Annotated in this window: 16 protein-coding genes; 10 read left to right on the top strand and 6 right to left on the bottom strand. The window is 68.7% G+C overall.

What is annotated here, in order from left to right; all coding sequences use genetic code 11:
• Positions 1-58 precede the first annotated feature (58 nt).
• Both U8525_RS07305 and U8525_RS07300 read left to right on the top strand, forming a co-directional pair.
• Positions 59-712, top strand: a complete 654-nt coding sequence (locus U8525_RS07305; protein WP_374262939.1) for a lysostaphin resistance A-like protein — start codon at positions 59-61, stop codon at positions 710-712.
• A 24-nt stretch (positions 713-736) separates the two neighbouring features.
• Positions 737-1,771 carry a 2-dehydropantoate 2-reductase gene (locus U8525_RS07300; RefSeq protein WP_374262937.1) on the top strand — a complete coding sequence of 345 codons (1,035 nt, stop codon included), beginning with the start codon at positions 737-739 and terminating at the stop codon, positions 1,769-1,771.
• Between the two features lie 142 nt (positions 1,772-1,913).
• Here U8525_RS07300 and htpG read toward each other — a convergent pair whose 3' ends face one another.
• Positions 1,914-3,911, bottom strand: a complete 1,998-nt coding sequence (gene htpG / locus U8525_RS07295; protein WP_374262934.1) for a molecular chaperone HtpG — start codon at positions 3,909-3,911, stop codon at positions 1,914-1,916.
• 131 nt (positions 3,912-4,042) lie between these two features.
• Between htpG and U8525_RS07290 the strand changes: the two genes are divergently transcribed.
• The 4 genes from U8525_RS07290 (at position 4,043) to U8525_RS07275 (ending at position 8,207) form a co-directional block, all read left to right on the top strand.
• Positions 4,043-5,761, top strand: coding sequence for a hypothetical protein (locus U8525_RS07290; protein WP_374262931.1), 1,719 nt, complete (start codon positions 4,043-4,045; stop codon positions 5,759-5,761).
• A gap of 75 nt (positions 5,762-5,836) precedes the next feature.
• Positions 5,837-6,562, top strand: coding sequence for a fatty acid desaturase (locus U8525_RS07285; RefSeq protein ID WP_374262929.1), 726 nt, complete (start codon positions 5,837-5,839; stop codon positions 6,560-6,562).
• Positions 6,563-6,596: 34 nt separating this feature from the next.
• Positions 6,597-7,586 carry a protein-methionine-sulfoxide reductase catalytic subunit MsrP gene (msrP, locus tag U8525_RS07280; RefSeq protein ID WP_374262927.1) on the top strand — a complete coding sequence of 330 codons (990 nt, stop codon included), beginning with the start codon at positions 6,597-6,599 and terminating at the stop codon, positions 7,584-7,586.
• Between the two features lie 3 nt (positions 7,587-7,589).
• Positions 7,590-8,207 carry a sulfite oxidase heme-binding subunit YedZ gene (locus U8525_RS07275; RefSeq protein ID WP_374262925.1) on the top strand — a complete coding sequence of 206 codons (618 nt, stop codon included), beginning with the start codon at positions 7,590-7,592 and terminating at the stop codon, positions 8,205-8,207.
• 6 nt (positions 8,208-8,213) lie between these two features.
• On the opposite strand, the gene U8525_RS07270 is transcribed toward U8525_RS07275, so the two are convergent.
• The 4 genes from U8525_RS07270 to U8525_RS07255 form a co-directional block, all read right to left on the bottom strand.
• Complete coding sequence (locus U8525_RS07270) at positions 8,214-8,597, bottom strand: response regulator (RefSeq protein ID WP_374262922.1); 384 nt, start codon at positions 8,595-8,597, stop codon at positions 8,214-8,216.
• 220 nt (positions 8,598-8,817) lie between these two features.
• Positions 8,818-10,020, bottom strand: a complete 1,203-nt coding sequence (locus U8525_RS07265; RefSeq protein ID WP_374262920.1) for a hypothetical protein — start codon at positions 10,018-10,020, stop codon at positions 8,818-8,820.
• Positions 10,017-12,572: a TonB-dependent receptor domain-containing protein gene (locus tag U8525_RS07260; RefSeq protein ID WP_374262918.1), complete on the bottom strand. Its 2,556-nt coding sequence runs from the start codon at positions 12,570-12,572 to the stop codon at positions 10,017-10,019. Before U8525_RS07260 ends, U8525_RS07265 begins: the two co-directional genes overlap by 4 nt.
• A complete protein-coding gene (locus U8525_RS07255) occupies positions 12,569-14,161 on the bottom strand; it encodes a serine/threonine-protein kinase (protein WP_374262916.1) in 1,593 nt (530 codons plus the stop codon). The genes U8525_RS07260 and U8525_RS07255 overlap by 4 nt, the downstream gene beginning before the upstream one ends.
• Positions 14,162-14,448: 287 nt before the next feature.
• On the opposite strand from U8525_RS07255, the gene U8525_RS07250 reads away from it, so the two are divergent.
• From U8525_RS07250 to U8525_RS07235, 4 genes are all read left to right on the top strand, one after another.
• Positions 14,449-15,315, top strand: coding sequence for a cobalamin-binding protein (locus U8525_RS07250; RefSeq protein ID WP_374262914.1), 867 nt, complete (start codon positions 14,449-14,451; stop codon positions 15,313-15,315).
• A gap of 301 nt (positions 15,316-15,616) precedes the next feature.
• Positions 15,617-16,474, top strand: a complete 858-nt coding sequence (locus tag U8525_RS07245; protein ID WP_374262911.1) for a hypothetical protein — start codon at positions 15,617-15,619, stop codon at positions 16,472-16,474.
• Positions 16,475-19,501 (top strand): DEAD/DEAH box helicase, encoded by a 3,027-nt coding sequence (locus U8525_RS07240; protein ID WP_374262909.1) that lies wholly within the window; start codon positions 16,475-16,477, stop codon positions 19,499-19,501.
• A 279-nt stretch (positions 19,502-19,780) separates the two neighbouring features.
• Positions 19,781-21,730: a BamA/TamA family outer membrane protein gene (locus U8525_RS07235; RefSeq protein WP_374262906.1), complete on the top strand. Its 1,950-nt coding sequence runs from the start codon at positions 19,781-19,783 to the stop codon at positions 21,728-21,730.
• A gap of 6 nt (positions 21,731-21,736) precedes the next feature.
• On the opposite strand, the gene U8525_RS07230 is transcribed toward U8525_RS07235, so the two are convergent.
• The gene (locus U8525_RS07230) at positions 21,737-22,516 is read right to left on the bottom strand and encodes a hypothetical protein (protein WP_374262903.1); all 780 of its coding nucleotides are present in this window, start codon (positions 22,514-22,516) and stop codon (positions 21,737-21,739) included.
• Positions 22,517-22,574 lie beyond the last annotated feature (58 nt).

Here is a 22,574-nt window from a genome sequence, read left to right as displayed (position 1 = left end):
GTGCACGGGTGAACGTGCCCGCCGGCGTCCGTCGCGCCGGGGTACGCTGCCGCGCGCGATGACCGCTTCTCCCGTGGGACCGCCGTCCGCCGATGAAGCGGCCCTGCCTCTCTGGCGGGCCGCGGCCGCGGGCGGCGCGCTGGCCTGGACGGCGCTGGTGCACGCGCACCCGCCGCGCTTCTTCGCCGTCGCTTCCGTCTTCTGCGCCGCATGGCTCGCGGTGACGTGGCGGGCGATGGGCCCCTGGCGCAGGCGCGCGCCCGCCCTGTCGTCGCGGGACGCCGCGTGGGGCGCCGCCCAGGCGGTGGTGCTGTACGCGGGCGCGCGGGCCTTCCTGTGGGCCGGCTGTGGCGGCGTCACGGACGCGCTCTGCGGGCCGCTGCAAGCCATCTACTCGACGTTCGGCACCGGGTCGCTGGGGACGGCGCTGGCCCTGGCGCTGCTGCTCGTCCCCGCGGAGGAGCTGTTCTGGCGCGGCTGGGTGCAGGGCGCGCTGCGTCCCTGGCTGGGGCGGTGGGGCGCCGTCGCCGGGTCGGCGGCGCTGGCGAGCGCGGTGCTGCTGGGGTTCGGTGAGCCCTTGCTGGCCCTGGCCGCGCTGCCCACGTCGCTCGCCTGGGGCGCGCTGGCCGAGTGGCGCCGGACGCCCCTGGCGTCCTGGGTGAGCCATGCCTTGTGGGACGTGCTCCTCGTCGTGGTGTGGCCCGCGACGTGAGCGCGCGTGCCAGAATGCGCGCCCATGGCCTCGGCTCCTGAAATCTGCGTCTTCGGCGCGGGCAGCATCGGCTGTTACGTGGGAGGGCGGCTCGCCGCGGCGGGCGCGACGGTGCGCTTCATCGGGCGCGAGCGGGTCGTCTCGGAGGTGCGCGCGCACGGCCTGCACCTGACGGACTGGCGGGGCGCGGACCTGAAGGTGCCCGCCGCGGACGTGCGCATCGGCACGGAGCCGGACGCGCTGGCCACGGCGGACCTGGTGCTCGTCACGGTGAAGTCCGCGGCGACGGAGGAGGCGGGACGGACGCTCGCGGCGCGGCTCAAGCCCGGGGCCCTCGTCATCAGCTTCCAGAACGGGCTGCGCAACGCGGAGGTGCTGCGCGGGCTGCTGCGCGGCCGCCCGGTGCTCACGGGGATGGTGCCCTTCAACGTCGCGGCGCAGGGGCAGGGCGGGTTCCACGCGGGCTCGGAGGGCACGCTGGAGGTGGAGCGACACGCGGGGCTCGCGCCGTTCCTGGAGGCGTTCGCCCGCGCGGGGCTGCCGCTGAAGCAGCACGCGGACATCGTCGCGGTGCAGTGGGCGAAGCTGCTGCTCAACCTCAACAACGCGCTCAACGCGCTGGCGGACCTGCCGCTCAAGGAGGAGCTGTCACGGCGCGCGTGGCGGCGGTGCCTGGCGCTCGCTCAGGGCGAGGCGCTGGCGGTGCTGGGCCGGGCCGGGGTGAAGCCCGCGAAGCTGACGCCGCTGCCGCCGGGGTGGATCCCCGCGCTGCTGGGCGCGCCGGACGCGGTGTTCACGGTGCTGGCGAAGAAGATGCTGGCCATCGACCCGAAGGCGCGCTCGTCCATGTGGGACGACCTGCACGCGGGCCGCAGGACGGAGGTGGACTACCTCAACGGCGAGGTGGTCCGGCTGGCCCGGCAGCACGGCGTCTCCGCGCCGGTGAACGCACGGCTCGTGGAGCTCATCCGCGAGGCGGAAGGGGGCAACCGTCGCGCGTGGACCGGAGAGGCGCTGCTGGCGGACCTGGAGCAGGCGGAGCGCGCGAACCGGGCGTGAGGCGGCGGCGCGGGAGCCCAGGCCCCGCGCCGCTCGACGCGCCCACGGCTCCTCGACCTGCGCCGGAGGCGCGCGGCGGGTGCCCTCGCCGCGCCCTTCCTTGGAGCCGAGGGGCAGGGCGCGCGGCCCCGCCCCGTGAGGCTCAGCTGGACTGCGTCTGGGGCTGCGTCGCCGTCGTCGCGGCGGGCGGCGGCACCTGGGCGGCGGCCGGGACGCCGTTGTTCGTGGACGTCCCCGCGCTCGCGGCCACCTGCGTGAGCAGCGCCGTCATGCGCCGGGCGAAGCGGTTCGGGTCGCTCAGCGGGCTGCCCTCGGTGAGCAGCGCCTGGTCGTGGAGCAGCTCGATCCACTCGCCCACCTGCGGCGCGGCCGGGTCGCGCGCGAGGAGCCCGCGCAGGTGCTCGATGACCGGGTGCCTGGGGTTGACCTCCAGGATGCGCTTGATGCGCGGCAGCCCCTTGCCGCGCTCCTTGAGCAGGCGCTCCAGGTAGGCCGGCGTGCCGCCCTCCGACACCACCAGGCACACCGGCGAGTCCGTGAGGCGGTCCGACACGCGCACCTCGCGCACGTCCTCCTTCAGCACGTCCTTCATCTTGTCCGTCAGGCCCTTGAGCTCCTCGGACACCTGCTCCTTCGCCTTCTTCTCCTCCTCCGTGGACTGGAGCTTCAGGTCCGCGTTCAGCGCGGAGACCAGCGGCTTGCCCTGGAACTCGCGCAGGCCCTGCGCGGCCCACTCGTCCACCGGGTCCGTCATGAAGAGCACCTCGTAGCCGCGCTGCTTCAGCGCCTCCAGGTGCGGGCTGTCCGCCACCGCCTTCCGGCTCTCGCCGTAGACGTAATAGATGGCCTCCTGGCCCTCCTTCATGCGGCCCACGTAGTCCGCGAGCGACGTGAGCCCCTCCTCGCGCGAGGACTCGTAGCGCACCAGCGCGCCCAGCTTCTCGCGGTACTCCGTCTCCAGCGTGAGGCCCTCCTTCAGCACCGTGCCGAAGGCCTCCCAGAACGCGCGGTAGTCGTCCGGCCTGTCCTTGGCCAGCTTCTCCAGGAGGTCCAGCGACTTCTTCACCACGTGCTTGCGGATGGCGCGCACCACCGCCGAGTCCTGCAACATCTCACGCGACACGTTGAGCGGCAGGTCGTCCGAGTCGATGACGCCGCGCACGAAGCGCAGCCACTGCGGCACCAGGTCCTCGCAGCGGTCCATGATGAACACGCGCCTCACGAACAGCCGCACGCCGCGCTGCTGCTGCGAGTTCAGGTCGAACGGCGGGTGCTTGGGCACGAAGAGCAGGCCGGTGAACTGCTGCGTGCCGTCCGCCTTGAAGTGCGTCCACGCCAGCGGCTTGTCGAAGTCGTGCGTCAGGTGCTTGTAGAACTCCTGGTACTGCTCGTCCGAGATCTCGCTCTTCGCGCGCTGCCAGAGGGCGCTGGCCTTGTTCACCACCTCCAGCGCGGTCTCCGTGGCCTGGGTGTCCCCGCTGCCCACGTGCTTGGTCACCTGGAGCTTGATGGGGTGGCCCACGTAGTCCGAGTACTGGGTGATGAGCTGGCGCAGCTTCCACTCGTCCAGGAACTCCTTCTGGTCCGCCTTCAGGTGCAGCGTGATGGCGGTGCCGCGCGTGGCCTTCTCCGCGGGCTCCACCGTGAAGGTGCCGTGCGCCTCCGACGCCCACTTCCACGCCTCCGTCGCGCCGGCGGCGCGGCTCACCACCTCCACCCGGTCCGCCACGAGGTACGCGCTGTAGAAGCCCACGCCGAACTGGCCGATGAGCTGCACGTCCTTCTGGCCCTTCTGCGCCAGCGCCTGGAGGAACTCGCGCGACCCCGAGTGCGCGATGGTGCCCAGGTTCTTCACCAGCTCGTCGTGCGTCATGCCGATGCCGGTGTCCTCGATGGTGAGGGTGCCCTTGTCGGCGTCCGGGACGATGCGCAGCTCCAGGGCGGGCTCGTCCTTGAGCAGCTCCGGCTCCGTGATGGCGCGGAAGCGCAGCCGGTCCAGCGCGTCGGAGGCGTTGGACACCAGCTCCCGGAGGAAGATCTCCTGGTGGCTGTAGAGCGAGTTGATGACCAGGCTCAGGAGCTGCTGGATCTCCGCCTGGAATGAATGGGTTTCCCGCTGGGGATGGGTCTCTGCGGACATGAAGGCCTCCGGGCGCCGGCTGACGCGCCAATGCCCTTCCCCATAACCATGCCCGCCGGCTTGTCGAGAAGAGGCAATCCACCTACACCCGCCGCTGGGAGACAGGGGCGGGTTGGGGTAGGGAAGGGGGCATGCCCAAGTCCAGAACCCTGCTGCCCCTGCTCGGCGCGCTGCTCCTGTCGGGCGCCGCCTCCGCCCAGGAAGCCCCCGCCCGCCTGCCCGACGCCGCGACGCTGAAGCGGATGACGGCGCGCTTCGCCCCCGTGGACGTCAAGGTGGACGTGTCCAAGCTGCCGGACGCGGAGAAGCGCGCCCTGGCCAAGGTCCTCCAGGCCGCGAGGATCATGGACCCCCTCTTCCTGGGCCAGGCGTGGGCGGGCAACCCGACGCTGCTGCTGGACCTGGTGGAGGACACCACGCCCCTGGGCAAGGAGCGGCTGCACGCGTTCCTCCTCAACAAGGGCCCCTGGTCCCGCCTGGATGAGGCCCGGCCGTTCATCCCCGGCGTGCCGCCCAAGCCGGACGAGGGCAACTTCTACCCCGCCGGCGCCACCAAGGCGGAGGTGGAGGCGTGGGTGAAGAGCCTCCCGGAGGCGCAGCAGCACGCGGCCACGGGCTTCTTCACCACGCTGCGCAAGGGGCCGGATGGCAAGTTCATGACCGTCCCCTACAGCGTGGAGTACCAGGGCGAGCTGGGCATGGCCGCGCAGCTCTTGCGCGAGGCCGCGGCGCTCACCCAGCAGCCCACGCTCAAGCGCTTCCTGGAGACGCGCGCGGAGGCGTTCCTGTCCAACGACTACTACGCGAGCGAGGTCGCGTGGATGGAGCTGGACGCGAGCGTGGAGCCCACCATCGGGCCCTACGAGGTCTACGAGGACGGCTGGTTCAACTACAAGGCCGCGTTCGAGGCCTTCATCGGCCTGCGCGACGACGCGGAGACGCAGAAGCTGGCGAAGTTCAGCGCGGAGCTCCAGGAGCTGGAGAACAACCTCCCGATCGAGCCCGCCCTGCGCAACCCGAAGCTGGGCGCGCTGGCCCCCATCCGCGTCATCAACAGCCTCTACTCGTCCGGCGACGGCAACCGGGGCGTGCAGACGGCGGCCTACAACCTGCCCAACGACGAGCGCGTGGCGGCGGAGAAGGGCACCAAGCGCGTGATGCTGAAGAACATCCAGGAGGCCAAGTTCCAGCGGGTGCTGGTGCCCATCGCGAAGGTGGCGCTGCCCGCGAAGGACCGCAAGGACGTGTCCTTCGACGCCTTCTTCACGCACATCCTCATGCACGAGCTGATGCACGGCCTGGGGCCCCACAACGTCACCGTGGCCGGGAAGCAGACCACGGTGCGTCAGGCGCTGCAGGCGTCCTCCAGCGCCATCGAGGAGGCCAAGGCGGACATCTCCGGCCTGTGGGCGCTCCAGCGGCTGGTGGACAAGGGCACGCTGGACAAGCAGCTCCAGCGGACCATGTACACGACGTTCCTCGCGTCGGCGTTCCGCTCCATCCGCTTCGGCATCGACGAGGCGCACGGCAAGGGCATCGCGCTCCAGCTCAACCACTTCCTGGACGCCGGCGCGGTGAAGGTGAACGCGGACGGCACCTTCGAGGTGGTGCCGGACAAGATGCAGGCCGCCGTCACGTCGCTGACGAACCAGCTCATGTCGCTCCAGGCCCGGGGCGACCGCGCCGCCGCGGAGGCGCTGCTCGCGAAGCAGGGCGTGGTGCGCCCGTCCGTGCAGAAGGTGCTGGAGCGGCTGAAGAACGTGCCGGTGGACATCGAGCCGCGCTACGTCACCGCCGACTCGCTGGTGAGGGACTTCGGCGCCCCGGCCGCGACGCCCGCGGCGAAGTAACACCCCGGCCGAGCCCCGTCCCGCCCGCACGCCCTCCCGTGCGCCCGGGGGCGGGGCCTGGCCCGTCAGGGAGCCATGGTGCCCGAGCCCTCCACCCGTCCGCCGCCACCCGACCCGTGGGGTGTCGTGCTCGCGCTCGCGGTGGGGGGCGCGTGGGGCGGGCACCTGGCGTGGATGCTGGCGGGCCCGGCCCTGGCGTGGGGCTCACCGCGCCCCTGGCTGCACGTCGTCCTCCAGGCGTGGCTGTCCACCGGCCTCTTCATCACCGGGCATGACGCCATGCACGGCACCGTGTCCCTGAACCGTCGGGTGAACGCGGCGGTGGGCGCGCTGGCCTGCTTCCTCTTCGCGGGGCTGTCCTACCGCCGGCTGGTGCGGAACCACCGCGCGCACCACGCGGACCCCACCGGCGACCACGACCCGGACTTCGCGGCCCGGGGCCAGTCGTTCTGGCCGTGGTTCGGGGCCTTCATGGTGCGCTACACGACGTGGCCGCAGCTCGCGGTGATGGCGCTGAAGTTCAACGCGCTGCTCTGGCTGGGCGTGCCCCAGGCGCGCATCCTGGCCTTCTGGGTGCTGCCGTCGGCGCTGGCCACCGTGCAGCTGTTCTACTTCGGCACCTACCTGCCGCACCGCCGCCCGGACGTGGAGGGGATGGCGCCGCACCATGCGCGCACCCTGCCGCGCAACCACCCGTGGGCCCTGCTGTCGTGCTTCTTCTTCGGCTACCACTGGGAGCACCACGACTCCCCCGGCACGCCCTGGTGGCGGCTGTGGCGGGTGAAGGACGCCCGGCGGTAACCGGGCGGAGGGCTCGGGCGTTATAGAGGGAGCCATGCGCGACACGCTTCCTCCCGAGCCCCCCGGCTCCGAAGTCACGCCCGAGCAGCTCTACCTGCGCCGCCGCGAGTTCATCAAGAACGCGGGCCTGTTCGCGGGGACCGCCGCCGCGGTGGGAGGCGGCCTGTACCTCCTGGGCATGAAGCGCACGCGCCCCATGGACGGCTTCGTGCCGGACGCGGGCGCGGTGGACCAGCCGGTGGTGCCCGCCCAGGGCCTCTTCGACACGCGTGAGCCGCGCACCCCCTACGAGGACATCACCACCTACAACAACTTCTACGAGTTCGGCCTGGACAAGAACGACCCGGCCCGCCGCGCGCACCTGCTGAGGACGCGGCCGTGGACCGTGGTCGTCGACGGGGAGGTCCACAAGCCGTGGACGGTGGACGTGGATCAGCTCATCTCCGCCTTCCCGCTGGAGGAGCGCGTCTACCGGATGCGCTGCGTGGAGGCCTGGTCCATGGTGATTCCGTGGCTGGGCCTGCCCCTGGGCCGGCTGCTGGACCGCGTGCGGCCCACGTCCTTCGCGAGGTACGTGGCCTTCACCACGCTGTCGGACCCGGAGCAGATGCCCGGCCAGAAGAGCCCGGTGCTGGACTGGCCCTATGTGGAGGGCCTGCGGCTGGACGAGGCCCAGCACCCGCTGACGCTGCTGGCCACCGGCCTGTACGGCAAGCAGCTGCCCGCGCAGAACGGCGCCCCGCTGCGGCTGGTGGTGCCGTGGAAGTACGGCTTCAAGGGCATCAAGTCCATTGTCCGCATCACGCTCACGCGCGAGCAGCCGCCCACGACGTGGAACCTCGCCAACAAGCGAGAGTACGGCTTCTACGCCAACGTCAACCCGGCGGTGGACCACCCGCGCTGGAGCCAGGCCACGGAGCGCCGCATCGGTGAGACGGCGCGCCGGCCCACGCTGCCCTTCAACGGCTACGCGGACGCGGTGGCCGGCCTCTACCGCGGCATGGACCTGAAGCGGGACTTCTGAACCATGGCCTCCTCCAAGCTCTCCTGGCTGAACCCCGCCGTCGCCGTCGGCGGCCTCTCCCCGCTGCTGCAGCTCGCGGTGCAGGGGGCGCAGGGGCAGCTGGGGGCCAACGGCATCGAGTTCGCCCTCAACCAGACGGGCCTCTTCGCGCTGGCGGTGCTGCTGGCGTCGCTGGCGTGCACGCCCGTGCGGCTGCTGACGGGCTGGACGTGGCCCGCGCGCATCCGCCGCACGCTGGGCCTGCTGGCCTTCACCTACGCGGCCGCGCACCTCCTCACCTACGCGGTGCTGGATCAGGGCCTGGACGTGCGCGCCATGGCGGAGGACGTCTTCACCCGGCCCTTCATCACCGTGGGCTTCACCGCCTTCGTGCTGCTGGTGCCGCTGGCCGTCACCTCCACCAACGCGTGGGTTCGCAGGCTGGGCTTCCCGACGTGGCAGCGCCTGCACCGGCTGGCCTACGTGGCCGCGGTGCTGGGCGTGGCGCACTTCATCTGGCGGGTGAAGAAGGACGTCACGGAGCCGGCGCTCTACGGGGCCGTCCTGGCGCTGCTGCTGGCCGTGCGCGTGGCCGAGGCGCTGCGCAAGCGGCGGGCGCTCGCGCGGGAGCGCCCGGCCTGAGGCGGGCTACTTCGCGGCGGCGCGGGGCAGCGGGAGGATGGTGTCCACCAGCGTCATCAGCTGCGCGCAGCTCACCGGCTTGCGCACGAAGGCGCTGATGCCGGCCTTCTGCCCCAGGGCGCGCACCTCCGCCACGTTCGGGTCGCCCGTCATCATCAGGATGGGGACCTTGGACAGCCTGGCGTTGCTGCTGGCGCGGATCTGCCCGGCGAAGTCCGCGCCGTTCATCCCGTCCATGTGGAAGTCGGTGAGGATGAGGTCCACCGGCTCCACCTCGGCGATCTTCAGGCCCTCCTCGGCGGACTCGGCCTCCAGGAACTCGAAGCTGCGGGCCATGAGGTAGATCTTCAGCAGCGTCCGGATGGAGCGGCTGTCGTCCACCAGCAGCACGCGCTGCGCCCCCCCTCCGGCCGGGCGGACCGTGGGCGTGCTTCCCGTGAGACGGGAGGGCGCGGTTTCGGGGGCGGAGAGAGGGCCGGCCTTCATCGGAATCAAGACCTCGGGGGGAGCGGAATGCCTCCAGCGGCTCCACCCATGGTCGCGGAAGGGCCCCGCGAAGTCAAAGCAACCCAGGGCCCTCCGCCCCGATTTCAGGAGGGCGAAACCGACCTCAGCGCACGTCCAGGACGAAGGCCTGGGACTGCACGCCAGGCAGCCCGGCGGCCTCGGCGAGCGCCGGGTCCAGCTCGTTCGGCAGTCGCCAGGTCTGTCCCGTGGACTGGAGCAGGGTGACGCTGTAGCGCCCCGGGGGCACGGCCGCGAGCGGCGCGGGCGCGGCGGGGTCGCGCACGTCCAGCGCCTGGGCGCGGATGGCCACCACCAGCTTCGGCGCGAGGATGGGCTGCGGAGAGGGGGACTCCTGCCCGTCCTGCGGCGCGGGGAGCAGGGGGTCGGACACCAGGCCGGCCATCAGCACCACCGCGTCCGGCTTGCCGTCCTTGCCGCCGCTGGCGCGCGCGTAGTCCACGCCCTCCTCATCCACCACGCCGTCGCGGTCCAGGTCGTTCTCGTCCACGTAGCCCGTCACGCCGTCCGCCAGCTTGCGGACGATGACGCGCGGCCAGACGATGGGCGGCGGCGCGTCGCTGCCGTTGCTCTCGCCGAGCTGCACCCAGAAGCCGGGAGGCCGCTGATCCACCGCGCCGGTGAGCGCCAGCGGCGTGAGCGTCAGCATCTTCGTGGCCGTGGTGGCGGTGTTGAACTCGCTCGCGTCCGCGGTCTGGAACGCGGGCCGGTCGAAGGGCACGGTGGCCGAGTCCGCGAAGGACACGGACACGCCCGTGAGCGGCTGGGGCCAGCCGTCCGCGTCCGTGGTCACCTCCAGGACGCGCGTCTCGCTGCTGACGGGGTCCACCGCGCCGCCGCCCACGTCGCCCGCGTTGGGCTCCGAGGTGACGCCGTACCAGGGGTTGAAGTCGGGCACGTGGCAGGGCTGCGGCGTGTTCCGGCAGGTGTCCGCGTCGATGAAGCCGCGCAGGATGTAGCGGCCGGGCTCCACGAGGCTCAGCGCGAACGGCGCGGTGAACGGGCCGGTGGAGTTGTCCCCCAGCGACGCGCCGAACAGCTCCGCGGCGGTGACGACGGTGAAGGCCCGCGGGCGGCCGGAGCCTGCGGGCGGCGGCGGGTTGGCCGCGTCGTAGAGGAACACGATGGCGTTGCCGCGGGCGCGCGACTGCACCACCAGGCTGCCCTCGATGCGGGCGGCGCGCGTGTGCTGACGGCCATCCGCGGTGGGCACCACGTCCGGGGCATCACAGCCGCCGGACAGGAGCGACGTGAGCGCGAAGGCGAGGAGGGGAAGGGCGCGCTTCATGGGGTCACCGTGACGTTGGCGAACACGCGCCGTTCGATGCGGTTGCCGAAGGGATGCTCCGCGTGGCTGCCCCCGAGCTGGCTGCCCTGCAGCGCCACGGAGACGACGTCCTTCACCACGGTGTAGCCCACGCGGGCGTTGACGACGGTGTACGCGGGGAGGTTGTTGGCGGTGAGGTCCACGCGCGTCGGGTCGGACGCGGAGGGCTCGCGCTCCACCCAGGTGGTGGAGGAGGTGAACGCCGCTTCGATGCCGAACTCCAGGTCCGTGCGCGTGCGGTAGGTGATGCCGCCGAAGAGCCGGAAGGCCGGCGCCTGGCTGCACGTGCCGCACTGGCCGTCGTCCGGCATGTCGGAGCTGACGTGCTGGTACGCGGCGCTCGCCTTCACGCCCAGGCCGTCGATGGGGGACAGGTTGATGCCCGCCTCGACGCCGCGCGCGGTGTAGATGGCGGCCTCGTTGGTGAACATCGAGCGGCCCAGCAGGTAGCTGCCGCTGCCGCTGTCGTAGGACTCGCCGGCGGGCAGGGGCTGCACGGGGGACAGCGCGATGAGGTCCTTCACCGTGTTCTGGTAGAGGGCCACGTCCCAGTCCAGGCCCAGGCGCGGGGACTCCCCGCGCCAGCCCAGCTCCAGCGCGTTGAGGCGCTCGGGGCGCAGCGTCCGGTTGCCGGTGGTGAGCAGGCTGACGCCGTTGACGCCCGGCACGGGCACGGGCAGCCGCGTGTAGCTCTCCAGGAACGTGGGCTCGCGGAAGGCGGTGGCCACGGACGCGCGGAAGGCGTGCCCCTCCAGGGGCTGGAACACCGCGGACAGGCGCGGCGACTGCGCGAGGCCCGGGTTGCCCTTGTCGAGCAGCGGGTGGCGGTCCACGCGGTAGCTGACGATGACGCGCAGGGGCTGCACGATGCGCCAGTCGTCCTGGACGAAGGCCGCCGCGTGGAACTCCTCGCGCAGGTCGTCCAGGTAGGTGAAGGCCACGCGCTTCAGGCGGCCCTCCACGCCGATGTTCACCTGGTGCTCACCGGCCAGCTCGAAGCCGCGCGCGTAGAGCGCCTCGCCGTTGAAGACGTTGGAGGCGACCTGGATGCCCAGCGAGCGCTGGCCGATGGCCTCGTACTGGGGGCCCGCGTCGCCGGACAGGTGGTTCCAGAACGCCTTGAGCTTCACCGCGCCCAGCTCCACGTCGGCCTTGGCGTACGCGCCCAGGCCGTCGATGTAGTAGTTGCGCAGCAGGCCCAGCGGGTAGATCTCCGTGAGGTAGCGGTGCACGCCGCCGGAGAGGCCGATCGAGCGCCCCTCCTCGAAGGTGTAGACGGTGGACAGGTTGGCGCGGGCCCCGCGCTGCCCCAGGTCCGGATCCGCGGGCCCCTCCATGGCGAAGTCCGGGCGGCCGCTCTCGTAGTCGCGGCTCCACTTGTCCTCCTGCCGGTACGCGGCGGACGCGCGGTAGCGCAGGGCGCCGTTCTGGCCGTGGCTGACGAAGGAGCCCTGCACCGTGTTGCCGCCGCCCGCCATGGCGCCGAAGCGCGCGCGCCGCCCGGTGCCGGGGGCCTGGGTGATGATGTTGATGACGCCCAGCATCGCGTTGGCGCCGTACAGCGCGCTGCCCGGGCCGCGGATGACCTCGATGCGGTCGATCTCCTCCAGGCCGATGGGCAGCCCCGCCCACAGGGTGAGGCCGAGGAAGTCCTGGTACTCGGTGCGGCCGTCCACCAGCACCAGCACCTTGTTGGCCAGGCGCTGGTTGAAGCCGCGCAGGCTGACGTTGGCGCTGCCCACGCCCATGGCCATCACGTCCGCGCCGGGCACGCGGCGCAGCAGCTCCGGCAGCGTGGTGGCGCCGGACATGCGGATGTCCTCCGCGGTGATGACGGTGGTGGCGTTGGGCGCCTCCAGCGAGGACTGGGCGCGGCGGCTCGCCGTCACCACGCGCTCCTCGTAGGGCACCAGGCCCTGGTCGCCGGAGGTGTCGCCGGACTCGGCGCCGCCGCTGGAGCCGCCGGTGACGCCGGCCGCGGCCGCGGGCTGCTGCGCGGCCTGGGGCTGGGAGGAGATGGACTCCGCGCGGGCGACGGCCTTCTCCAGCCGCTCCATGAGCGCGGTCAGCTGCTGCTGGGCCTGGATGCTCGTGGGCGGCGGCGGGGGCATGGGCAGGCCGGTGGTGCCCGCCGCGCCGGCCTCGGTGCCGGGCGCGGGCGCCTCCGCCTGGGCCGCCTTCTGCGTGGCCTCCAGGCGCGTGACCTGGGCCTGCACGCTGGCGGCGTCGGGCGGGTTGGAGGCGAGGTAGCGCCTGTAGGCGTCCAGCGCCTCGTCCAGCCGGCCCGCGTCCTGGTACGCCCGCGCGATGTTGTAGAGGACGCTGGGGTGCGGCTTGATGTTGTAGGCCTCTTCCAGCTCGGCGATGCCCTCATCGAACTGCTTCTGCTCGATGAGGCTCATGCCGTTGCGGAAGTGGCGGCGCGCTTCGAGTCGCGCGTCCGCCAGGGCCTCGGTCGCGCAGAGACACAGCGCGAGGAGCGCCCCACGTCGGAAGGCTGTCGGGGGATTCACTGGTACGGATTGTCCTTGTACTGGGAAGCGGGAGCCTTGGGGGCGGGCTTGGGGGCCTGCTTCTTGATGCGCGCCAGCTTGATGTTCATGAGGAGGGTCTGCCCCGGCTCGCCCGCGAAGACCTTGCTCAGGGGCTGGAAGCCGTCCAACGCGAACGACACCTCCACCTCCGCGAGGCCCGGGCCGTCCGGGGTGTGGGTGAGCGTCATCGGGGTGGTGCCGCGCACCTTGCCGTCGACCAGCACCTCCGCGCCCGGCGGCTCGCTCGTCACCTCGAAGCGGACGGGCTGGAGGCGGGCCGGGGGCGGCGCCACGGCGGGCGCTTCCGCGACGGCGGCGGGCTCGCGCGCGGGCGGCGGCGCGGCGCGCGCCGCGGGCGTGGACGGGGCGGGCTCCACCGGGGGCTTCTGGAGGCCGCGCAGCACGAAGAAGCCCGCCACGCTCAACCCCACGAGCAGGGACGCGCCGAAGAGGGCGATGCCCAGGCCCTTGTTGGACTTCCGCAGCGGGAGGCCGCCGGCCTCGTCCACGGAGATGTCCAGCGCCATGGTGTTGGGCGCGGGCGTGGGGCCGGAGCCCAGGTGGTGGGGGCCGGTGTGGATGCCGCTGTGCGGACCGGAGCCCACCGCGTTGAGGCCGGTGCGCGTGGCGAAGACGCCGCTGACGCCGGAGGCGGACGCCGCGGCGCGCATGCCCTGGAGCACGGCGTCCATGGACGCGTAGCGGTCCACGGGGCGCTTGGCCAGGCACTTCATCACCAGCGCCTCCACCTCCGCGGGCACGTCGTGGTCCGGCCACATCGTGTGGAAGGGGGGCGGCGGTTCGTTGATGTGCTTGACGATGACGTCGATGCTCTGCGCCGCCTGGAAGGGCGGGCGGCCCATCAGCGTCTGGTAGAGCACCACGCCCAGGCTGTACACGTCGCTGCGCGGATCCGCGATGTTGCGCGCCTGCTCCGGCGCCATGTACTGCGGCGAGCCCAGGATGACGCCCGCCTGCGTGAGGGTGGTGTCCTCCTTCATGGAGGCGTCGCCCGCGAAGGACTTCACCAGGCCGAAGTCCAGGACCTTCACCACGTCGTGGTCCGACTCCTGGTTGAGGATCATCACGTTGGCGGGCTTGAGGTCGCGGTGGATGAGGCCGACCTTGTGCGCCTCGCGCAGCGAGCGGGCCACCTGCTGCCCGATGGCGAGCGCGCGCTCCCACGGCAGCGGCCCCTCCTGGGTGAGCAGCTGCGACAGCGTCAGCCCCTCCAGGTACTCCATGGCGATGTAGTAGATGCCGTCTTCCGTCTTGCCGTAGTCGATGACGGTGACGGTGTTCGGATGCCGCAGCTTCGCGGTGACGCTGGCCTCCAGGAAGAAGCGCTTCTGGAAGCCGGGGTCCTTGCCCTCGCCGCTGTACTGCGGATTCAGGACCTTGAGCGCCACCAGCCGGTCCAGGGGCGCCTGCATGGCCTTGTAGACGCGGCCCATGCCTCCGGCGCCAAGCGTCTCCAGGATGCGGAAGCGCTCGTTGAGGACCCGCCCGAGCAGGGGATCCGGCACGTCGGCGGGCGCACCCCTGCGGGGGGCGTCGCTTTCGATCATCTGTTCCCCCAAGGCGAAGAGAAGAACGGCATACGTCGTTTCGGACCCGGTGGATGCTAGCACCGCCTGGGAAAACCGCCCAAGAGACGTGCCGCGATCTTCGCCGCGCCCGGCGCCGAGTTTCCGGCCCGCGCCGCGCGCTCGCCCTCCCACACCTCCCGTGCTGCCGCGTCCACCGGCGGGTTTGGAAAACGCGGAAATCAGCGTCCGCTCCCGCACAGTCCCCGGTGGGTGGTGCGTCGCGTCATCCCCGGTGGAGGGGGCGCGGGCGGGGTAGGGTCTCCCGCATGAATGCCCAGCTGTCCGCGCTGTTGTCGTCGGCGCCGCGCCATCCGCGGCGGGTGGTGTGCCTGACGGAGGAGACGACGGAGGTGCTCTACCGCATCGGCGCGGGGGACCTGGTCGTCGGCGTGTCGGGGTTCACGGTGCGCCCGCCGGAGGCGCGCAAGAAGCCGAGGGTCAGCTCGTTCCTGGACGCGAACTTCGAGCGCATCCTGGAGCTGAAGCCGGACCTGGTGCTGGGCTTCAGCGACCTGCAGGCGGACATCGGCCGGGAGCTGTGCAAGCGCGGGGTGCCCGTGTTCCTGTTCAACCAGCGCTCCCTCGCGGAAATCCTACAGGCGGTGCGGCTGACCGGGGCGCTGGTGGGACGCGCGGAGCCCGCGGAGGCGCTGGCGCTGGAGCTGGAGAAGAACCTGGAGCGTCACTCGGACGCGGCGCAGTCGCTGCCGAGGCGGCCGCGCATCTTCTTCGAGGAGTGGCACGAGCCGCTCATCTCCGGCATCCGCTGGTGCTCGGAGCTGGTGGAGGTGGTGGGCGGGGTGGACGTGTGCCAGGAGTCGCGCGCGTCGCAGGGGGCGAAGGGCCGCATCTTCGACCCCGCGGAGGTGGCGAGGCGCGACCCGGAGGGCGTCATCGCCAGCTGGTGCGGGCGCAAGGCGAAGCGCGAGAAGATCATCTCCCGGCCGGGCTGGGACCGCGTGCGCGCGGTGCTGGACGACCAGCTCTACGAGGTCAAGAGCACGTACATCCTCCAGCCGGGGCCGGCGGCGCTGTCGGACGGGGTGGAGCAGCTGGCCCGCATCGTGGCGGCCATCGCCCGGGGGGAGCCGCTGCCCATGGCCCGGCCGGGAGACCTGCGCACCGCGCTATAGTTGGTTGAGCGCCTCAAATTAAAAGCGGCTTCCTCATTATTATGGTCACGGCTGGTGACGCCGCTCGATGGAAGGAACAGGCGCGTCACGTGATGGATCACCTGTAGGTGATTGCTCCCTTGAACGTAGGTTTTTGTCGGTTCCAGACTGCAGATGCATAAACATTGAGATTCACCATGCAGCCTGGAGCGGAGTTTTGCTAATGCCTACTGCTTCCCAGACAAGAACCGTCGCAACCCCGTCACTCCAAGCGCCGACGATTGTCGTTGGCGCTGCCGATGCTGCACGGGCATGGAACTGGGTGAAGAACCACGTGTCGCCAAGACCCCCTTATTCCGGCGGCGCGCAGCTTGTTTATGATTGTAAGTCCTGGTCATGTTGCCCTAGCCCAGGAGCACTAACGCCGACTGCTGATATTGCCGAGATGCTTGCTTGCCTGTACTGGGTGAGCCAGGTCGGAGATATAAAGCAGGTAACTGAGTTGGTTAATGGCGGTTCGCCGTTTGACGTTCGTCTGTTCGGACCAATTGATGCTGACGTCAAGGGAGTCGTCGATAAGGCTGTGCGGTTCAGAGCCGCGTTGGCAGAGCACTTGGCTTTCTGGGTAAGCCTTGGATCTGCCGCAAATATCGCCGGAGGTAGATTTGCGTGCTCGAAGCCAAACATTCAGCCTGAGGATAAAGGCCCTGATGGTGTGTTTGTTCGATTGAAAAGAGGCGCAAGAGTGGATCGTGCCCATGTTGAGATTCATTCCGTCAAGAATTCAATAAATAGCCCAAGGCAATTGGTGGCGTCTGGGGGTTTTCGAAAAAGGGGGATGCCGAAAAAGGGAAAGGCGCTTGATGATTTTCGAAGGTTGTCTGTCGAATCTTTTGGATTTGTTCGATACGATGCGTCGCTTTCTCAGGTGTCTAGTCAGTTGGGCTTGTCGCCGGCGGATGAGATTAGGGCCGGGTTGATAGCCGGATGTGGATATAATGTGATTGTTGTGGCGGACCATGCACATGCCGATGTTGATGTTTTTGATGGATATCGGTGGTTGACCAAGCTGCCCGCGCGGCATGTCGGCACGTATGTTGGGGCGACTAAGTGGAGTAAAGTTTCTGAGTTGACGCGAAAGTCCGTACGTAAAATGTTGAAGGCGGCGGGAGGGGGCTAAATGTACTCCACGCGGATGCAGGAACTCGTCAGAGGTCTTGGAATCGGTGTCGATGCCGAGGAGGCATCGCTTTCATTGCTGGATGACTTCTTCGCATGCTTTGTGGGGGCGCTGGGAAGCGCAATGGATGCCGATGTCCGTCCCTACAAAGATCCGCTGGATACGTCGTTACGTCTAATGATGTTGAGCAGGGGGCTTGCTAGGAGTGAGCCGAGTGCGAATTTGGATGGCGCACATTACGTTGTTGGGATGGGATTAGAGCAAACGGGTTATCTGGTTGCGAGAGGGCGAGTGGGGCAGCCTGTTGAGGTTGTGTCGCCATTGGAAGATGACGATTGGTATCGCTTTACTTTGTCGTTCCTTCATTATTTGGCAGGTGGGTATAGGGTCCAAGCTCTGAGTGTTCTCCGCCTCTTGCAGCGCATTTCGGTTGACAGAGACCGAAGGCAGTCACGCGCTGGTTATGCTCAGTTTTATCGCGCTCTGGCTTCTTTGCATGCTGGTCGATTCAATGAGGAGGAGACTGTCGATCGTAATGTGTGGCGGTTATTGTTTTCGCCCGACAATGGCGTGCAGCAATGGCCGTCCGATGAGCAGCACTCACGCGTGTCGCGATTGGCTCAGCATGTTCATCGTCGTAGAGATGTTGTCCTGTCAGCTCTTGGGCGGGATGGGGTTGAGCCGTGGTTGGCGAGTCGCGGCGTTCAACATGTTGATGATTTCTGGATGCAGTATTTGAAGCGTCTCGAATCTCGAGGTGTATCCACGTTCACTCCAGAGCAAGTAGGGGAGGGATTTGATGTATGGTTGCGAAACGAGAAGGACCTCGTGGTTGTTCTCCCGACAGGTTCGGGAAAGACGATTGTTGGTGAACTTCGAACAGCGTTAGTTCTCGCCAATCAACGCCAAGTAGTGTGGATCCTGCCGACGAGAGCGCTTGTGAGGCAAGTCAAGCGTGACCTGCAGCGTGCTTTTGATTCGCTTGAGGTTGTGATCGAGGAACTGCCGACAACAGAAGACTTTGATCCTCTTTTTCAGGATGTTGATTTTTCTGAGAGGCATGTGTCGGTCACTACGCCGGAAAAGCTGGCTGCGTTGCTGAGAGTGAATCCCTCTGCGCTGAGGGGGGTTGGTTTAGTGGTGTTTGATGAGGCTCAGTTGTTGTTAGAAACCTCTAGGGGGCCCGTTGCTGAGTTTGTGCTGCAGAAGGCGCGTCAGGTTGATGGGTGCCGTTTGGTTCTGATGACGGCCTTCCTTGAGGCGCAGTCATCTCTTGAGATGGTGATTGAGAAGCTTGGGGGGGAGTTCAATAGGTTGATTTCAGATGTTCGTCCCACCAGACGTACCTATGGTGTTGTAGAGAGTTTTCCCTATGGTTCGTATAGGCGTGTTGGTGTAGCCTTGTATCCACCAGGGGTCCAAGGCGAAGACGATGTTACTCGGCTCGATGTTGGGCTTGATTTGCGAACGGCGAAGTATCGCTCGCGCCCCAATGCCCTAAGGAATGCTGTTCATGTTGCTCGATGCGCGGCGCGCGGAGGGCTTCGCACGGTTCTCTTTGTTAGGGACCGGCGCTCGACAGAGGCTCAGGCTGACCGGATTGCGAAATTTATCAGAAAAGTTGTCAAATTGCCTCCCGGTGATGTTGGTCGAATGAAAGTCGAATTGGGGCGGAATTCAGCTGTCTTGGGTGGAGCGACTAGAGGTGTTTTGCCTCACCATGCGGGGCTTTCACCGTTGGAACAGCATATTGCCGAGAAGTGGGTTCGGGATGGATTGATCTCGGCGGTCGTTGCCACGCCGACCCTGGCGCAGGGAGTGAATCTGCCGTTCGATTTGTCTGTTGTGTCGTATACGTCTCGATTCGATGATCGTTTTAATGAGATGAGAGAATTGCCTCAGAGTGAAGTGATGAACATGCTTGGGCGTGCCGGACGCGCTGGATATGTGTCTGATGGCGTTTGCTTGTTGGCAGTCGAGAATAGTGGGTACGTCCGGGATGGGTCTCTTGATAGCGCGCGAAAATGGTTCTTTAGGCATCAGGATTCAGCTGTTAAGCATCTTGGTCTGGCAGGGTTGATGGTTAGGGCGGATAATGCGCAGGTGGGGCGCGTTGGATGGATGGAAGAATTAGATGGGTTGAGCTTTGGAGAGGCTCAGGTAGTGCTTGGGTATGCAGGGGCGGCAGCGGTTGCTGATGAGGAGCCGCAGGCATACCTGGAACGAGAGTTGATGGGAATGCCATCGGTAAGCCAAGTTCAAGTAGAGGCGGTGCTGCAATTCGTTCAGTCGCTTTCTGCGCTTAGTCTTCAGTTGAGGCGGGAATTGGGTGGGGACTCCGTGCTTGCTAGTGTTTTTGTGCGCACTGGAATGCCATTGTCTGTTCTGAAAGTTTTTCTGGCTGCTTTGCGTGAATATCGTGGAATGGATCAGGAGGGGGAGGTGTTTCAATGGGCAGATCAGATTGTGTATGATGCGTTGGCGGACGGTCAGGGACGTAGTTGGTATTCAGGGTTGCTGGAGAAGGTGTCGCTTGAGTCTGTGCTTGCGGGTGTGGTTGCGTGGAGAAGAGGAGAAACGCTTGATGTTGTTGAGCGCGAATTTAACTTGAGTTCAAGGGATGCGAATAATCGGATGGCCGTCGGGGCCTTCTTTTCTAGAAAATTGAGTATTGTCTCTCAATTTTGGGGGGCGTTGGCCTTGTGTGATGCGGCGTTAGAGGGCCAAGTGGACCGAGGGTTCGGGGGAGTGCTGAAGCAGTTGCCTGTATTTGTGCGAGAGGGCGTTTCGTCAATGGGGCAGTTGCTGTGCCATCGCGCGCTTGGTGGAGTTGACAGGGTTTTGGCTCACCGGGTCGCTGACGTTGTTGATGCGGACGGAGGGGGTGGGTCACTAAAGCTGAGGCGTACCAGGATCATGGGGCGTCTTCGTAGGTGGTCTGTAGGAGAGGACCTGATTCGCGCTAGTTTTGGAGCGGTTGAGGCGGAGGCCCTTGAGAGCGTGCTTCAGGAATTGTTTGGCCAGTGAGAGCTGTCTTTTGTGCGAATCGGCAGGGTGGTTTGGATTTGAAACGGTGAATGGCCCTTGCCTGTAATGCGTGTGTGGCAGTTGGGCGCTGTGATGCATCTGTTGTCTGCTTTAATGGTTGCCGTGGCTGCTGTGAGGCCTGCAGCGTTTGTACTTCTACGAGCGGCGGCGTCGGGTGTAAGTTCGGGAGAGGCTGCCCATGGCGCGGCCAGGAGACCTGCGCACGGCGCTGACGTGAGCGGGGCTGGCGGCAGGCGCGGCGCATGACAGGATGCGCGTGTGCTGCTCTCACTGCCCGTCCTGCTGCTCACCGTGCTCACCGCGACGGGCACGCCGTCGGGACAGGCGACACCTTCCGATACGCCCCGGCCGCCCGAGCCTGAAGGCGCGGGCAAGCCCCGGGACGTCGTGTCCTCGGACGCGCCCGTGCGCTCGCCGGACGTCGAGCCGTCGGGCGTGTCGAGCACGGAGGTCGCGGCGCCGCCGCGCGCGGAGCAGGTCCCGGAGGGCACGCAGGCGCCCGAGGCCACCGCGGACGCCGAGCGCACGAAGAACTACGAGGAGGCGCTCATCGCCTGGGGCCTGGGCGAGGTCGAGCGTCAGGTGGAGCCCGCGCCCGAGGGCAAGGTGCTGGAGGAGGTGCTCGTCGCCGCCGAGGAGGTGGTCGCGCCGATGGATCCCTATCCATCGCTGCTGAACCTCTTCCACGTCCGCACCCGCGACGAGGTCGTCCGCCAGGAGGTGCTGCTCTCGCCGGGGCAGCCGTACTCGGAGGCGCTCGTCGCGGAGTCGGTGCGCAACCTGCGCAAGCTGGGCCTGTTCTCCGTCGTGCGCGCGGTGCCGGTGAAGGGCAGCGCCCCGGACAGGGTCGCGCTGCTGCTGGTGACGAAGGACCTGTGGTCGCTCCGGCTCAACAACGAGTTCTCCGCGGTGGGCTCGCTCCTGCTCTACCTGCGGTTGCAGGGCACGGAGCAGAACTTCCTGGGGCGCGGCAAGAAGGTGGCGCTGGACTTCATCATGCGCCTGGACACGTACAGCCTCGGCCAGAGCTACACGGACAAGCGCGTGCTCGGCAGCCGCTGGTCGCTGACGGAGTCCGCCGCGGTGCTCATCAACCGCGACACGGGCCGCGCGGAGGGCTCGCGCGGAAGCCTCGTGGTCAGCCGGCCGCTGTACTCGCTGGCCACGCCGTGGAGCCTGAGCACGTCCGTGGCGTGGAACATGGAGACCGCGCGGCAGTACCGGGGCGCGGACATCTGGCAGCTCCCGTTCCCGGACGGCGCCCCCGTGCCGTACGTCTACAACGCGCGCGAGGTGGCCGCGGGCGCCACGTACACGCGCTCCTACGGGCAGCGCTACAAGTGGAACGTGGGCCTGGGCGCGGGGGCGTACCACTACGCCTACGCGGCGCCGGTGGCGTCCCAGCTCACCGACGCGCAGGCGGACTGGCTCCGCCGCAACTACCTGCCGCGCGCGGAGGACGCGGGGTACGCGAACCTCTCCCTGAGCGCCTTCGAGGCCCGCTACGACGTCCTCCGCAACGTGGACTCGTACACGCTGTCGGAGGACTTCCAGCTGGGGCACTCGGTGCTGGCCACGCTGCGCTACGCGCCGCCGGTGTTCCCGTCCGCGGCGCACTTCGTGGAAGGCGGCCTGTCCCTGCGCTACCGGGTGCGCTGGGGGGACGCGCTCACCACCGCGTCCGCGGCCGCGTCCGTCCGCCAGCAGTTCAGCGCGAGCCAGCCGGGCGTGAAGGAGGGCTGGACGAACCGCCGCTGGGCCGCGGAGCTGGTGCAGGTGTCGCCGCGCGTGCTCGGGGGGCGCTTCGTGGCGCGCGGCCTGCTGGACGTGAACATCGACGACCTGTCCGAGCGCGTGAGCCTCCTGGGCGGCGGCAACGGCCTGCGCGGCGCGGCCGTGGATGCGTACTCCGGCAAGCGGCTGCTCCTGGTGAACCTGGAGTACCGCACCCCGCCGGTCGTCGTGCACACGGTGCACCTGGGCGGCGTGTTCTTCCTCGACTCCGGCAGCGCCTTCAACAAGCGGCCGGAGCTGGTGACCACGGTGGGCGTGGGCCTGCGGCTCTTGTTCCCGCAGTTCAACGTGTTCCCGTTCCGCATCGACTTCGGCTACGTGCTCAACGGCGACCGCCCGCCGGTGGGCAGCCGCCTGTCGCTCAGCAGCGGGCAGGTGACGGAGTACCGGCCCACGTTCCTCGACTCGCCCTGACTCCGCTCAGGGCGGCTCGACGCGGAGCAGCTCGCGGAAGAGGACCTCCGCCACGTCGCGGAACAGCTCCCCGGACGCGAGCAGCCCGCCGCAGTGGTGCGGCTCGCGCGCGAGCGTCAGCGCCACCGCCTTGCCCAGCACCGCGTCCCAGAAGGGCTCCGCGTCGGGTGGCAGGAGGAACTCGCGGATGACGGCCTTCGGCCACGGCAGCACGGTGGTGGGGTCCGCGTCGCTCAGGCTGGTGAAGCAGTCCAGGTCCACGTCCAGCAGCACGGCGGGCGCGGCCTCCAGCACGTCGCGCACCGCGTCCGTGGGGCCGGGGCGCAGGTACGCCTCCGCCGCGCGGTCCACCGTCGTCGCCGTCACGAGCCGGTGCGCGCGGCCCCGCGTGTCCACGTAGACGTCGCCGGCGAAGGCGCCCCGGGGGCGGGTGCGCGCGATGACCAGCGCGTCGCCCACGAGGTTCGCCTCCATCGCCGCGAGGATGTGGTCGTAGTTGCGCACGTCCAGGCGCCACCGCGCGTGCTCGTCCAGGGCGCGCAGGCCGGCGGAGCGGTCCGGCATGTCCGCGGGGTGCTCCGGCACGACGAGGTCCAGGTGCCGGTCCAGCGTGACGAGCAGGGCGGGGGGCCCCGCGTCGCCCAGGGCGCACGCCCACGCGGGCAGTGCGAGCCGATGCGGGTCGAACACGTAGGCGTCCGTCGGCCCCCGGCCTCCGCCCAGGCCCAGCCGCACCACGCCCGCGAGCCGCAGGTGGCGCAGGGCGTCGTCGTCGTTCGGGTTCATGCGGGTGGGAATCCTCTTCGAGGCGGGGCGTTGGGAGGGCCGCGCGGCGGCCGGAGTG

Source organism: Corallococcus sp. RDP092CA (assembly GCF_041903675.1).
Lineage (GTDB): Bacteria > Myxococcota > Myxococcia > Myxococcales > Myxococcaceae > Corallococcus.
The sequence above is the reverse complement of the archived record's forward strand: the minus strand, read 5'-3'. Positions and strand labels throughout refer to the sequence as shown.

Coding starts and splice junctions, on each gene's coding strand:
- U8525_RS07305 (WP_374262939.1), top strand. CDS start 59: ATGACCGCTTCTCCCGTGGGACCGCCGTCCGCCGATGAAGCGGCCCTG.
- U8525_RS07300 (WP_374262937.1), top strand. CDS start 737: ATGGCCTCGGCTCCTGAAATCTGCGTCTTCGGCGCGGGCAGCATCGGC.
- htpG (WP_374262934.1), bottom strand. CDS start 3,911: ATGTCCGCAGAGACCCATCCCCAGCGGGAAACCCATTCATTCCAGGCG.
- U8525_RS07290 (WP_374262931.1), top strand. CDS start 4,043: ATGCCCAAGTCCAGAACCCTGCTGCCCCTGCTCGGCGCGCTGCTCCTG.
- U8525_RS07285 (WP_374262929.1), top strand. CDS start 5,837: ATGGTGCCCGAGCCCTCCACCCGTCCGCCGCCACCCGACCCGTGGGGT.
- msrP (WP_374262927.1), top strand. CDS start 6,597: ATGCGCGACACGCTTCCTCCCGAGCCCCCCGGCTCCGAAGTCACGCCC.
- U8525_RS07275 (WP_374262925.1), top strand. CDS start 7,590: ATGGCCTCCTCCAAGCTCTCCTGGCTGAACCCCGCCGTCGCCGTCGGC.
- U8525_RS07265 (WP_374262920.1), bottom strand. CDS start 10,020: ATGAAGCGCGCCCTTCCCCTCCTCGCCTTCGCGCTCACGTCGCTCCTG.
- U8525_RS07255 (WP_374262916.1), bottom strand. CDS start 14,161: ATGATCGAAAGCGACGCCCCCCGCAGGGGTGCGCCCGCCGACGTGCCG.
- U8525_RS07250 (WP_374262914.1), top strand. CDS start 14,449: ATGAATGCCCAGCTGTCCGCGCTGTTGTCGTCGGCGCCGCGCCATCCG.
- U8525_RS07240 (WP_374262909.1), top strand. CDS start 16,475: ATGTACTCCACGCGGATGCAGGAACTCGTCAGAGGTCTTGGAATCGGT.
- U8525_RS07230 (WP_374262903.1), bottom strand. CDS start 22,516: ATGAACCCGAACGACGACGACGCCCTGCGCCACCTGCGGCTCGCGGGC.